Source organism: Ruegeria sp. 6PALISEP08, assembly GCF_001238295.1.
Lineage (GTDB): Bacteria > Pseudomonadota > Alphaproteobacteria > Rhodobacterales > Rhodobacteraceae > Ruegeria.
The window spans coordinates 1-14,505 of the sequence record NZ_LGXZ01000026.1 but is presented as its reverse complement, the minus strand read 5'-3'; the positions used below and the strand labels follow the sequence as shown (position 1 = coordinate 14,505).

The 14,505-nt window shown below is 56.5% G+C and carries 9 protein-coding genes; all 9 read left to right on the top strand.

Annotation, left to right across the window (positions count from 1 at the left end):
- The first annotated feature begins 268 nt into the window (after positions 1-268).
- Positions 269-853 (top strand): ANTAR domain-containing response regulator, encoded by a 585-nt coding sequence (locus ALB80_RS21430; protein WP_050606146.1) that lies wholly within the window; start codon positions 269-271, stop codon positions 851-853.
- A complete protein-coding gene (locus ALB80_RS21425) occupies positions 850-2,019 on the top strand; it encodes an ABC transporter substrate-binding protein (protein WP_050606144.1) in 1,170 nt (389 codons plus the stop codon). Before ALB80_RS21430 ends, ALB80_RS21425 begins: the two co-directional genes overlap by 4 nt.
- 270 nt (positions 2,020-2,289) lie before the next feature.
- Entirely contained in the window at positions 2,290-3,654 is a 1,365-nt protein-coding gene (locus tag ALB80_RS21420) for a CmpA/NrtA family ABC transporter substrate-binding protein (RefSeq protein ID WP_050606145.1), read from the top strand.
- Positions 3,655-3,727: 73 nt separating this feature from the next.
- Positions 3,728-4,810 (top strand): ABC transporter permease, encoded by a 1,083-nt coding sequence (locus ALB80_RS21415; RefSeq protein WP_050606143.1) that lies wholly within the window; start codon positions 3,728-3,730, stop codon positions 4,808-4,810.
- 5 nt (positions 4,811-4,815) lie between these two features.
- Positions 4,816-6,495 carry an ABC transporter ATP-binding protein gene (locus ALB80_RS21410; protein WP_050606142.1) on the top strand — a complete coding sequence of 560 codons (1,680 nt, stop codon included), beginning with the start codon at positions 4,816-4,818 and terminating at the stop codon, positions 6,493-6,495.
- A gap of 4 nt (positions 6,496-6,499) precedes the next feature.
- Positions 6,500-8,935, top strand: a complete 2,436-nt coding sequence (nirB, locus tag ALB80_RS21405; protein ID WP_050606141.1) for a nitrite reductase large subunit NirB — start codon at positions 6,500-6,502, stop codon at positions 8,933-8,935.
- On the top strand, positions 8,932-9,264 hold the full coding sequence (gene nirD / locus ALB80_RS21400; protein WP_050606140.1) for a nitrite reductase small subunit NirD: 333 nt from the start codon (positions 8,932-8,934) through the stop codon (positions 9,262-9,264). The genes nirB and nirD overlap by 4 nt, the downstream gene beginning before the upstream one ends.
- Positions 9,264-11,924, top strand: a complete 2,661-nt coding sequence (locus ALB80_RS21395; RefSeq protein ID WP_050606139.1) for a nitrate reductase — start codon at positions 9,264-9,266, stop codon at positions 11,922-11,924. Before nirD ends, ALB80_RS21395 begins: the two co-directional genes overlap by 1 nt.
- Positions 11,925-12,467: 543 nt before the next feature.
- A complete protein-coding gene (locus tag ALB80_RS21390; RefSeq protein ID WP_050606138.1) occupies positions 12,468-14,297 on the top strand; it encodes a DUF3604 domain-containing protein in 1,830 nt (609 codons plus the stop codon).
- Positions 14,298-14,505 lie beyond the last annotated feature (208 nt).

Below are 14,505 nucleotides of genomic sequence, written 5' to 3'. Positions count from 1 at the left end.
CAAAGCGGACCTTCGATTTCACATCGTCGATGGAAGTGCATTTCGACCTCCCAGATCCAGAGAGTGGCTCAAATGAAAATCCAAAGAGTTGATCCAATGCGCCACGCCAGCGCTCACGGCAGATTTCTTAGATGGCATGTAGAAAAACTGTGCAGACATTCCGCTACACGTAAAAATAAGCTGACAAATTAGGCAAAATGGCAGCCTGATGAAATGCTTAGTGGCCTTGGAATTGCGATCGATGAAGCTTGGGCTCATTTGGGTGCCTATGAAACAACACCTTACTGTCGTTGTCGTCGAGCAAAATCAAGAACGTGCTTTTGCAATTGTGGATGCCTTAAAAGGGTCTGGAAACGTAGACGTTTCTGTAATCGGTAATGTCTCCGGGTTGGCACGTAAAATCGCAATGCATAGCCCAGACATTGTTCTGATCGACATAGACAATCCATCGCGGGATATGCTGGAAGAGTTGACCGTTGCCTCCGGTCCGATGGAGCGACCGGTGGCCATGTTCGTCTCGGGCGCTGCGGGCGGATTAGCGAAAGCCGCCGTTGAGGCAGGGGTGTCAGCCTATGTAGTCGATGGCCTGCAAGCCGAGCGCATCAAACCTGTGATCGATACCGCCATCGCCCGGTTTCAGGTACTACGCCAGCTGAGGACCGAACTGGCCGAGACCCGCCGTGCTTTAGAAGAACGCAAAGTGATTGACCGCGCCAAAGGGTTGTTGATGAAAGCCAAAGGTGTATCTGAAGAAGAGGCCTATGCCCTACTGCGCAAAACAGCGATGAACCAGAACCGCCGTGTTGCAGATGTGGCCGAAGCCTTGGTCACGGCTTCGGGTTTGTTGTCATGAGAACTGTAACATTGCCTGTCGCCTATATGCCTTTGGTTGACGCGGCCCCGTTGATTGTCGCGCGCGAGATGGGGTTTGACCATGCCGAAGGCGTTTCTCTGGATCTGCGACCGGCCCCGTCATGGTCATCTCTGCGCGATATGCTGGCTTTTGGGCATGTGGACGCGGCGCATCTGCTGTCACCTGTACCCGTTGCGATGGCCTTGGGTTTGGGCGGTATCGCGACGCCGCTGTCCGCAGTGTCTGTCCTATCCCTGAATGGCAACGTCATAGGCGTTGGAACCCAATTGGCAAGGCGTCTGACCGATCAGGGCTATGACTTCGATTTCACTGATGCCGCTGCGGCTGGGGCTGCACTGGCAAAGGCTGCCGGTGAGGTTTTGGTGTTCGGAGTGCCTTTTCCGTTTTCGATGCATGTTGAACTGCTGCGCTATTGGGTTACGGGAACCGAACTGGCTTCGAAACAGATCGAAATCCGCACTGTCCCGCCCCCTCTCATGGCGCAGGCGCTTGCAGGCGGCGAGATCGATGCCTTCTGCGTGGGCGAGCCTTGGGGCTCATTCGCCGTGGATGACAATGTTGGCGCGTTGCTGCTGCCCGGTAAGGCGATCTGGACCTGCGCACCTGAAAAGGTGTTGGCGGTTAGAAACGACTGGGCCGAAACTGAGCCGCATTTGCTGGGTAGCCTCATGCGGGCCGTTTGGCGTGCGGGACGTTGGCTTTCAAACACAGACAGCCGAACGACCGCGTCCGAGATGCTATCGCGCAAAACCTACCTCGATGTCTCACCCGAACTAATCGACCGTGCATTGATGGGCGAACTCACAACCTCGGCGCGCGGCGTGCAACGCCATGTGGATGGGTTTGTCGAGTTCTTTGATGGCGCTGCCACCTTCCCATGGCGCAGTCAGGCCAAGTGGATCGCGCATCAGCTAGCACAACGGAACGGGATCGATGTCAGCACGGCCGAACGTCAGGCCGCCCGTGTCTTTCGCAGCGACCTCTATCGGCGCGAGTTGTTCGGGCTGGGTGTCGAAACCCCCGGAGCGTCAGAGAAGCTGGAAGGGGCGCTTCCAGAACCGACCACCGTAGCCTCGACAAACGGAAGCTTGATTCTGGCACCGAACGTCTTCTTCGACCGTCGCATTTTCGAGCCAACGGGGTGAGAGTGCCCAAAATTTTTGCAACGCAGCATCAAATCACGCTGCAGCGCAGAAAAATCGCACTTTGACGCTCAGAGCCGGGTGACGGCCCGGATCAAGGATGTCTTAATCGGGACATCGGAAGGCAACGACGCCCACCGACGGAATTCGCCCACAATCCAGGGCACCTTACAAGAGCAAAGCCGCTCGACCATCCGCCACCTCCTCCCGGCGGACTGTGTCGGCGGCTTTTTTGTTTGCCCAAGAGGTTGGGCTGAACCGAAAGGGATCGAGATGAAAAAGCTTCTTTTAGGCCTCGCCGCAACGACGGCGCTTGTGTCTCCGGTACTGGCCGAGCTGGAACTGGAAAAAGACGAGCTGACTTTTGGCTTTATCAAACTGACCGATATGGCGCCGCTGGCTGTCGCTTACGAGAATGGGTACTTTTTGGACGAAGGCCTGTTCGTGACGTTGGAAGCACAAGCCAATTGGAAAGTCCTATTGGATGGCGTGATCGACGGGCAGCTTGACGGTGCACACATGCTGGCCGGACAGCCTTTGGCTGCCACCATCGGATACGGAACCGAAGCGCACATCGTCACGCCCTTCTCAATGGACCTGAACGGGAACGGCATCACCGTGTCCAACGAGATCTGGGAAGAGATGAAGCCGAACATCCCTGTCATGGAGGATGGTCGTCCCCAACACCCTATCAGCGCCGAGGCGCTTGCTCCGGTTGTTGAGAAATACAAATCCGAAGGCAAGCCCTTTAACATGGGTATGGTCTTCCCGGTCTCGACCCACAATTACGAACTGCGCTATTGGCTGGCCGCTGGTGGGCTGCATCCGGGGTTCTACAGCCCGGACAACGTGACCGGTCAGATCGGTGCGGATGTGTTCCTGTCGGTGACACCTCCACCACAGATGCCAGCCACGTTGGAGGCCGGTACGATCTATGGCTACTGCGTGGGTGAGCCGTGGAACCAGCAAGCGGTGTTCAAGGGCATCGGCGTTCCGGTTATTACCGATTACGAGCTGTGGAAGAACAACCCCGAGAAGGTTTTCGGCATCACAGCCGAGTTTGCTGAGGAATATCCAAACACAACGCTGGCTGTAACCAAGGCGCTAATCCGCGCCGCACAGTGGCTGGATGAAAACGACAACGCCAACCGACCCGAAGCGGTCGAAATCCTGAGCCGCGCGGAATACGTGGGCGCGGATTATGACGTCATCGCCAACTCGATGACCGGCACGTTTGAATACGAGAAAGGCGACAAGCGCGAGGTTCCCGATTTCAACGTGTTCTTTCGCTACAATGCGACCTATCCGTTTTATTCGGACGCTGTCTGGTACCTGACCCAGATGCGTCGTTGGGGTCAGATCGCCGATGCGAAGCCGGACAGCTGGTATGACGAAGTGGCCAAGTCGGTCTACAAGCCCGAAATCTACCTGGAGGCCGCGCGTCTGCTGGTCGACGAAGGTCTGGCGGATGAGGCTGACTTCCCCTGGGACAGTGACGGCTACAAGGCACCAACGCCCGCCGAGGATATCATTGACGGTATCGCCTATGACGGTCGCACACCCAACGCCTACCTCGAAAGCATGTCCATTGGCCTGAAGGGCGAGCAGAAGATCGTCGGCTCGGACGTTCAAGGCTAATTCCTCAGGCTCACGTCCGGCCAAGGTCGGGCGTGGGCTTCACAAGTGCCCCGCCATCGCAAGGACACATCAGATGACGACCGTCGAACCCGAATTCAACGCAGACGCCGCCCGAGAGGAGCGTCGCGCCCGCCTTTTTACCCGCATCAACGCCGCCGACAAATGGTTCCAAGTGTTGGGCCTCAGTTGGGTCACGCCCGTACTGAAGGCCACCGCAGGAGACAATCCCCGTGCTCAGATGACCGAGATCTGGCGATTGCTGATCGTGCCGTTGCTGTCAATCTGCGCCTTCTTGTTGCTGTGGGGAACGCTGGCACCAAAGGTGCAGACCTCTCTCGGCGCGGTCCCCGGACCTGCGCAGGTTTGGGGCGAAATGGTCAGCCTGAATGAGGACGCCAAAACCAAAGCGGTCAAGCGTTCCAAGTTCGAAGCAATGGTCGAGAAGCGCAACCAAAAGTTCATTGATGCCGGCCAGCCGGAGAAGGTGAAAGACGTCGCTTTTACCGGGGCTCCGACCTACTACCAGCAGATTTGGACCTCGATCAAAACTGTGTTTTTCGGCTTTCTGATCGCTACTGCCCTCGCAGTCCCTCTGGGCATCGCGGCAGGTCTCTCGCCAACGGCAAATGCGGCGCTGAACCCGCTGATACAAATCTTCAAACCGGTCTCGCCACTGGCGTGGCTGCCGATTGTGACCATGATCGTCTCGGCCGTTTACGTCACCAATGATGGCTGGTTCGCGAAATCCTTCCTGATCTCGGCCATCACTGTAACCTTGTGTTCCTTGTGGCCGACCCTGATCAACACCGCGCTTGGTGTGGCATCTATCGACAAGGATCTGGTGAACGTCTCCAAGGTTCTGAAAATGAATACCTATACCAAGATCACCAAGCTGGTGCTGCCTTCGGCCTTGCCGCTGATCTTCACCGGTTTGCGACTTTCGCTTGGCGTTGGCTGGATGGTTCTGATCGCCGCAGAAATGCTGGCGCAGAACCCTGGTCTGGGCAAGTTTGTCTGGGATGAGTTCCAGAACGGTTCCTCCAGCTCTTTGGCCAAAATCATGGTTGCGGTCTTCACTATCGGTATCATCGGCTTCCTGCTGGACCGTGTGATGTATGCCCTGCAATCCCTTTTCACCTTCACGAATAACCGGTGAACGCGATGAGCATTCTAAGCTTCAAGGACGCCTCTAAATCCTTCGGTGAAGGCACTGCGCGCGCCGATGTGCTGAAAGGCATCGATCTGGACGTGCAAGAGGGCGAGTTTCTGGTGATCCTTGGATTCTCAGGCACTGGTAAGACGACCCTGATCAACCTGATGGCCGGGCTGGATCGCCCGACCAGCGGAGAGGTCACGTTCAAAGGCGCTCCGATCAAGGGCCCCGGCCCGGAACGCGGGGTGATCTTTCAAAATTACTCGCTGATGCCTTGGCTGACAGTCAGCGGTAACGTCGGGCTGGCGGTTGATACGGTTTTCCCCGGTCTCAGCAAAGTCGAGAGGGCCGAGAAGGTTGCGCATTACGTGCGGATGGTGGGCCTCAGCCATGCCGCGACGCGACGCCCGGCGGAACTGTCCGGCGGGATGCGCCAGCGGGTCAACGTGGCGAGGGCGCTATCGATGAACCCTGAGGTATTGCTGCTGGATGAACCTCTGTCGGCGCTCGACGCTTTGACCCGTGCCAATCTGGCGGACGAGATCGAACATATCTGGGAAGCCGACAAGAAGACCTGCGTGCTGATCACCAATGACGTGGACGAGGCAATCATTCTGGCCGACCGGATCATTGCACTGAACCCCGATGGCACGCTGGGGCAGGAGTTCCACGTGTCGATCCCGCGACCACGCGAACGCGGTGCCATGAACAACGATGAGACGTTCAAACGCCTGCGGGCGGACGTCACCAAATATCTGATGGACGTAGGGATCGAGGCCAAGGTCGAAGGCACTCGTATCCTGCCGGATGTCACCCCAATCCACGGGGTTCCAACGGCGGTCGTCGAGGCGCAAAAGGGGATGATTGAGAACCGCTTCCTCGATTTCTCGCAGCTACACAAGGTGTATCCGACGCCCAAAGGCCCTCTGACCGTGGTCGAGGATTTTGACCTTAAGATCGACAAGGGTGAGTTCATCTCTCTGATCGGACACTCGGGCTGTGGCAAATCAACAGTTCTGACCATGGCCGCCGGGCTGAACGACATCTCGAAAGGCGCGATTAAGCTGGATGGCCGCCATGTAGAAGGGGCTGATCCTGAACGTGCGGTGGTGTTTCAGTCGCCCAACCTATTCCCTTGGCTCAGCGCTAAAGAGAACGTCGCGATCGGGGTCGACAAAGTCTATCCCAAGGCCAGCATCGCCGAGCGGCAAGATGTCGTTGAATACTATCTAGAGCGCGTCGGCCTGGCCGATGCGATGGATAAATCTGCCTCTGATCTCTCGAACGGTATGAAGCAACGCGTCGGTATTGCCCGCGCCTTTGCCCTGTCCCCCAAACTGCTGTTGCTGGACGAACCGTTTGGAATGCTCGACAGCCTCACACGCTGGGAATTGCAGGAAGTCCTGATGGAGGTCTGGTCCCGCACTAAGGTGACCGCGATTTGTGTGACCCATGACGTGGATGAGGCGATCCTGCTGGCGGACCGGGTGGTGATGATGACCAACGGCCCCCAGGCGACTATCGGCAAGATCACCAAGATCGATCTGCCGCGCCCAAGAACCCGCAAGGCCCTGTTGGAGCACCCGGATTATTACGCCTACCGGCAGGAAGTCCTCGATTTCCTCGAAGAATACGAACATGGCGCCAAGCCAAAAACACCCGCCCCCAAGGCGATTGCAGCGGAGTGAAATCATGAAGCAAAGACTTGTTGTCATTGGCGCAGGCATGGCCTCGGGTCGGGTGTTGGAGCACCTGACTGAGGCAGCGCCCGACGCGTTCGACATCACCCTGTTCAACGCCGAGCCGCGCGGGAACTACAACCGCATCATGCTCAGCCCGGTGCTGTCGGGTGAGAAAACCTATGAAGAGATCGTCACCCATGATGACGCCTGGTACGCCGAGCGGGGCGTGGTCTGCCGCTTTGGCGAAAAGGTGGAAAAGATCGACCGCGAGATGAAGGTGGTCGAGGGCGAAAATGGGCACGTACCCTACGACAAGCTGGTGGTCGCAACAGGGTCGAACCCGTTCATCATCCCACTGCCCGGTCATGGTCTGGACGGCGTTATCGCCTATCGCGATCTGGAAGACACGCAGCAGATGATGGGCATGGGCCCCGATAACAAGGTGGTCGTGATCGGTGGAGGTTTGTTGGGGCTTGAAGCTGCGGCGGGTATGGCTGCGCACGGCGTGGACGTCACCGTGGTGCACATCATGGGCCACCTGATGGAACGTCAGCTGGACGAAGCCGCCGGGTACCTGCTGAAGAAGTCTCTGGAAGACAAAGGTATCAAGATTTACCTGCAAGCGAATTCCAAGGAAATCCTTGGGGAAGATGGCAAGGTTCGCGCTCTTTTGCTCGATGACGGAACCGAGCTGCCTTGCGACCTGCTGGTGATGGCGGTTGGCATCCGCCCGAACACGGGTCTGGCGCAACAGGCGGGGCTGGCCACCGGGCGCGGCGTCCATGTGGACGACCAGATGCTGACCTCGGACCCCGATGTCTATGCTGTCGGCGAATGCGTTGAACATAACGGAGAGGTTTTCGGCCTCGTCGCGCCGCTTTACGATCAGGCGAAAGTGGCGGCGCGGGCTCTGTTGGAAGAAGACGTCGCATTCACGCAGAAAACCCTCTCGACCAAGCTGAAGGTCACGGGCTGCGATCTGTTCAGTGTCGGCGACTTCGCCGACGGGCCGGGGCGCGAGAATATCGTGTTCCGCGACCCTTCGCGCGGCGTCTACAAACGCCTTGTGATTGAAGAGGATCGGTTGATCGGCGCTGTCATGTATGGCGACACAGCAGATGGCAGCTGGTTCTTTGGCCTGATCAAAGATGGCACCAGCATCGACGAGATGCGTGAGACGCTGATCTTTGGACCAGCTTATCAAGGGGGGGACACCGCGGACCCTCTCTCAGCCGTTGCAGCATTGCCGCCTGAGGCGGAGATTTGCGGCTGCAACGGCGTATGCAAGGGAGACATCATCGAGGCGATCAATGAAGGGGCCAATGATTTGGGCGCGGTGCGTGCAAGCACCAAGGCCAGTGCTTCGTGCGGAACATGCACCGGGCTTGTGGAACAGGTATTGCAGGTCACTTTGGGCGACGACTTCCAAATGCCCGCCGCGCAACCGATCTGCGGTTGTACCGATCTGACGCACGAAGATGTGCGTCGTCTGATCAAGGGGCAGGAACTGAAAAGCCAGGCCGCTGTCTGGCAGGAACTCAGCTGGACCACGCCCAACGGCTGCCATGTGTGTCGTCCGGCGATCAACTATTACCTGCTGGCGGATTGGCCGCTTGAGTATCAAGACGACCCACAAAGCCGCTTCGTCAATGAACGCAAGCATGCCAACATCCAAAAGGACGGTACTTTCAGCGTCGTGCCACGCATGTGGGGTGGGATTACGACACCCGAAGAACTGCGCGCCATCGCAGATGCTGCCGATAAGTACCACGTGCCAACCGTCAAAGTCACCGGTGGTCAGCGCATCGACCTTCTGGGCGTAAAGGGTGAGGACCTGCCTGCGATCTGGTCGGATCTGAACAAGGTCGGTCTGGTCTCGGGCCATGCCTATTCCAAGGGTCTACGCACGGTCAAAACTTGCGTCGGCACGGATCATTGCCGGTTTGGCACACAGGACAGTACGGGCCTGGGTATCAAGCTAGAGAAGACCCTGTGGGGGTCGTGGACGCCGCACAAGCTAAAGCTGGCCGTATCCGGGTGCCCGCGCAACTGCGCCGAGGCGACGTGCAAGGATATTGGCGTCGTCTGCGTGGATTCGGGCTATCAGATCAGCATCGGCGGTGCCGCAGGCATGGACGTAAAAGAGACCGAGTTGCTCTGCCAAGTCTCCACCGAGGACGAAGCAATCGAGGTCGTGATGGCCGTGACCCAAGCCTACCGCGAGGGCGGCAAGTATCTGGATCGCCTGTATAAATGGTTGGGCAAGGTTGGCATGGACTGGGTCAAAGCGGAGGTCGTGGACGATCTTGAAAACCGCGCTGCTTTGGTCGCCCGGTTCGAACTATCGCAAAGCATCTATCGCAAAGACCCGTGGGCCGAACACGTCAAAGAAAAAGCGCAGACCTACGCGCCGATTGCAGATTTTACATTGGAGGCCGCGGAATGAGCTGGGTCGACATCGGACATATTGATGAGGTGCCGGTGCGCGGAGCGCGTCTGGTGAAAACCCATATCGGCTGTATCGCCGTCTTCCGCACCGCCGAGGCGGAAGTATTCGCCGCGACCAACAGCTGTCCGCATAAAGGCGGCCCATTGTCCGAGGGCATCGTCCACGGCCAGTCGGTAACCTGCCCCCTGCACAACTGGGTCTTTGACCTGAACACGGGCGAAGCTAAAGGCGCGGATGATGGCCGCATCACCACCTATACGGTGCGTCTTGAAGACGGTCGTATCCTACTGGACGACAGCGCGGTTTCCCGGCGGAGCGCGGCCTGATGGACGGAAGTGGTCTGCCCGAAGTTCGCTCGACCTGTGCGTATTGCGGCGTTGGCTGCGGTGTGCTTCTGCGACCTGATGGAGTTGGAGGGCTGACTGTCCGGGGCGACCCGGATCATCCAGCGAACCATGGTCGTTTGTGCTCGAAAGGGTTGGCTTTGGGCGAAACCGTGGGGTTGGAACACCGGTTGCTGGCTCCTCACGCCTTTGGTGAGGACACCAGTTGGGACAATGCGTTGCAACTGGTCGCAGATCGGTTCTCTGCCGCGATAGCTGAACACGGGCCGGACAGCGTGGCGTTCTATGTCTCGGGGCAGTTGCTGACCGAGGATTACTATGTCGCCAACAAACTGATGAAAGGCTATATGGGCTCGGCGAATATCGACACCAACTCTCGGCTTTGTATGGCCTCTACTGTGGCAGGACACAAACGCGCTTTCGGCACGGATACGGTCCCTGGAACCTATGAGGATCTGGATCAGGCCGACCTGGTTGTGCTGGTCGGCTCGAACCTCGCATGGTGCCATCCTGTGCTCTATCAACGGGTCATAGCTGCGCGTCAGGCTCGCGGAACGAAGATTGTGGTTATTGATCCACGTCGAACAGCAAGCTGCGATCAAACCGATCTCCATCTGGCGCTTCAACCGGGCAGCGACGTCGCATTGTTCAACCGCTTGTTGGCCAGAATTCACCAAACCGGGCATGTGTCAGCGGAATTTCTGGATCGCAGCGTTGGGTTCAATGAGACAGTCGAGCTGGCACAGCTTGACGACCCTGATGAGACGGGGCTGAGCCCTGGTGAGATTGAAGCTTTCTGCGATCTATGGATCGGTACCGAGCGCGTTGTGACGATCTTTAGTCAGGGTGTGAACCAGTCTTCTAGCGGAACCGACAAGGTCAACGCGATACTGAACTGCCATTTGGCCACCGGACGGATCGGGCGCCCGGGGATGGGTCCGTTTTCAGTCACCGGTCAGCCAAACGCCATGGGTGGTCGAGAGGTGGGCGGCTTGGCCAACATGCTCGCCTGCCATTTGGATATCGAAAACAAAGCCCACAGAGCCGCTGTCCAGGAATTCTGGAAGGCACCCAACATGCCACAGAAGCAGGGGCTCAAAGCGGTTGACCTGTTTCGTGCTGTCGAAAGCGGCCAGATCAAAGCACTGTGGGTCATCCACACCAATCCGGCGGCCACTATGCCAGATGCAGACCGAGTGAAGGCGGCTATCGAGGGTTGTTCATTCACTGTTGTTAGCGACCTGACTGCCAGGACAGACACCGCGCGTGTCGCAGACATATTGCTGCCAGCTGCGGGTTGGGGCGAAAAAAGCGGTACAGTGACCAATTCAGACCGCACGATCAGTAGACAGCGCACCGTTTTGGCGCCTCCGGGACAAGCGCGTACTGATTGGGATATTTTGGCCGAAGTGGGCCGCCGCATGGGCTGGACAGAAGCATTCAGCTATGAGACCCCAGCACAGATTTTTCGAGAATACGCTAAGATGACTTCGCTCGCCGTGTCATTTGGCAAGGATTTGGATATCACAAGTTTTTCGGACATTGATGACGAAGACTATGAGGCGCTAAGCCCAACACGGTGGCCAACGAAATCTCGCAAATCAGATGACCGTTTTTTTGGCGATGGGCAGTTTTTTCATCCTGACGGCAAGGCGTGTTTTGTGCCGGTCGCGCATCGTCCACCAATGGCGACGACTTCTGAACAGTACCCGTTTCTTTTGAACACTGGGCGAAACAGGGACCAGTGGCACACCATGACCCGGTCCGGGTTGTCGCCGCGTCTGTCAGCCCATCTTGCTGAACCATATATTGAGGTTAACCCAAACGACGTTGATCGGTTGGGTCTTAGTGCCGCAGATTTGGTCGAACTCAACAGCTCAGTTGGAAGCGGTATATTTCGACTTCGCATCACAGAGTCTGTGGCACCGGGCCAAGTGTTTGCGCCAATTCACTGGACGGGTGAAACGGCCCCATCAGCCTGTGTGGATATACTTGTTCCAAGTGTCACTGATCCGATCTCAGGACAGCCGGAAAGTAAGTCAACTACAGTATCTGTACGGCGCATGCATGCCGCGTGGTACGGCTTTGCCGTTTCAGTTGCAGTAGGGTCCCCTGGGGCAGAATATTGGGCAACTGCCAAAACAACCAACGGCTACAGGATGGAGTTGGCAGGCAAACAGATGATAGACGATTGGGAAAGCACTGCCCGCGATTGGTTTGGGTTACCTGATGCCCAGGCCACAGTGGTAGAAGATCCCAAGCGCGGCTCGTACAGAATTGCGCTGTCAGACGGACAGAGCATATTGGCAGCGCTCTTCGTCTCCCGCCAACCTATCACACTAATGCGAGGCTACTTGGCAACCTTTCCCAAGGTGACGCCTCAGCAGATTTTGTCCGGTCGTTCCTCCGCGTCTTCAGGAGATTGCGGACCAATAGTCTGTTCCTGTTTCGAAGTCGGGCTAAGAACCATCATCCATGCCATTCATAATAAGCATTTGATCAGTGTGGACGATATTGGCAATGCCCTTCAGGCTGGAACGAATTGTGGGTCTTGCCGGCCAGAGTTGGCTGACTTGCTCACCGAGCATTCGAAATCAATCCGCAACAAACCGCAGAACTACCCGCAAGAACAATCAGCGTAGACACAAGGTTATTTTTAACGGGAATGCGGTCCGCTTTGATTGGCTTTCAAAGCAAGCACGGGTTCCATTCACTCTATAGAACAGAACCAATTGGACCTTCCTAATCGGTTCGAACAATTTGGTCAGACGAAGGCTTCGTCCTGTGTTCCAGATCTACACCCCTGTCCCAGTTTCGCGTTTGCGGCGAATGCCTCCTCTGATGCGCCGCACAATAGCTAAAGCGATCGAAGTCGAATGGCAGGTTAGGGTTGTTTGCTGATGTTGAAGCTTGCGGCCCGATTGTCTGGTTCGTCCGCGGAACTGCCATTCGCATTTGTCGCAGTCTATGACTGCTCCAAGCCCAAAGCGGCCACTCAAGGCCTGCCCCGCGAGTGGATTTTTGCCGCGCCAACTAGTCCAATGACAGTCACCCGTATGTCTATGTTCTCACCTTTCACTTGCGACAAATTGGAAAGGTGCAATGGCATCTGCCAACTATTTAACATTGCTTGGAGCCGTCTTTCGCCACCATAATCGGCAGATACAGATTGAAAGGGAGTTTTAATGAAAAGAAAGTCATTGCCAGCATTGTCACTCCTCTTTCTGACCGTAGCAATTCCCGCTTTGGCACAAGATGATTGGAGCGCGCTTGAGGCCATGGTACCTGAGAACCCGATCAAGAACGCTTACTTCGGCGAAACTCATGTACATACTTCGTTTTCTCTTGATGCCTACATTGGAGGTGCACGTCTGACACCTTCGGACGCGTATCGCTTCGCGAAGGGCCAACCTGTCTCGGTAAACAACGTGCAGCGCAGAATTGGTCGACCTCTGGATTTTGCGGCCGTTTCCGATCATGCAGAATTTCTTGGCGAGATGCTCTCAACGCAGATCCCATCTGCTCCAGGGCATTACCAAGAAGCTCTTGCTGAGCTGCGCGGTTTGTCGGACATAGAAACTCAACGCGCATGGTTCGTGAAATATGTAATAAGCAACATGCGATCTGGTGAGCCTGAGCATCCACCTTTTTTTGCTGGACTTGAGACAACTGCAACGGCTTGGGAATACTATGTGGTGGGGGCTGCCGAGGCGCATTACGAGCCAGGGACTTTTACCAGCCTTATCGCGTTTGAATGGACGTCTGCCCCCAATGCCGGAAACATGCATCGCAACGTGATTTTCCGAGACAACAAAGTGCCGGACATCCCGCTTAGTGCGCTTGATACTACAGACGAGGAAGAACTTTGGGAGTGGATGGAAGAGCAAGAAGCTGCGGGCTCTAAACTGTTGGCCATCCCACATAATTCCAACGGGAGCAAAGGCTTGATGTTTGAGCCGATCGACAATGCTGGAAGTCCGATCACGCGTGAATATGCCGAGCGCCGCGCCAAGTGGGAGCCGTTGATCGAAATGATGCAGATCAAAGGCAATTCCGAAACCCATCCCGGCGTTTCGCCTAACGACGAGTTTGCGAACTTCGAGAATGCAGAGAGTATCGCCACATTCAGTGAACGTTTCTTCCGCAACGATGGCTTCGTCCGTTGGGCTGCGACTAAAGGGCTCGACTATGAGCAGAAGCTAGGTGCGAACCCTTGGAAACTTGGTTTCATCGGAGGCACCGACAATCATAATGGTACCCCAAGTGATGTCGATGAGGCGACCTATAATGGCAGCCATGGTGTTGCCGACGGTACTATCGAGCAACGCCGCGAAGGCGAGATAGACGGCTGGTTGCTTGGCCCCGACGCCAACCCGGGCTCGCTCGCAGGCGTCTGGGCGTCCAAGAACACACGTAGTGCGATTTTTGACGCGATGCAAAGCCGCGAAACCTTCGCCACATCAGGCCCTAGGATACAGCCGCGTTTCTTTGGCGGTGCAATGCTCCAAAGCAACAACGATCCCGTAAAGCTTGTAATAGACGGTTATGCCAACGGCGTGCCGATGGGCGGTTCTCTGACAGCTTTGGACGGCCCACCAACTTTTGCGGTGCACGCATTAAAAGATCCGATCGGAGCCAACCTCGATCGCGTACAAATCATCAAGGGTTGGGTCGATGAAGGCGGAGCGCCGCAAGAACGCATCATAGATGTAGTGTGGTCAGGAGATCGCGTGCCGGATGTGAATGGCAAGCTGCCGCCCGTTGGCAATACGGTTGATCCTGAAACTGCGACTTACAGTAACTCAATCGGAGCTGCGGAGTTGTTTGGTCATTGGACAGACGACGATTTTGATCCTGGCCAACATGCTCTGTACTACATGCGCGTCATCGAAATCCCCACTCCACGCTGGACGACGTATGACGCCGTCCGCCACGGCCTGCCGCTCCTTGAGGATGTCGCGGTGTGGATACAAGAACGAGCATGGACTTCGCCAATTTGGTATTCACCGGAGTAGTAGCCCACAAAGGCAGTGCAGCAGGGCTTCTGTTATGCTTCCGTAATTGGAGCTTCTGTGAATTCGTAGAGCCTCTGTGTGTGCTATTGAATGGCAACTTTGTCCGCATGGCGGTCATAGACTCGTCTTCATCGGAGGTCCGACTTGATCAGAAGCGGCCATTTAGTGTGTGAATTACGGTCTTAGACGGGAGATCGGTTTCTATGAC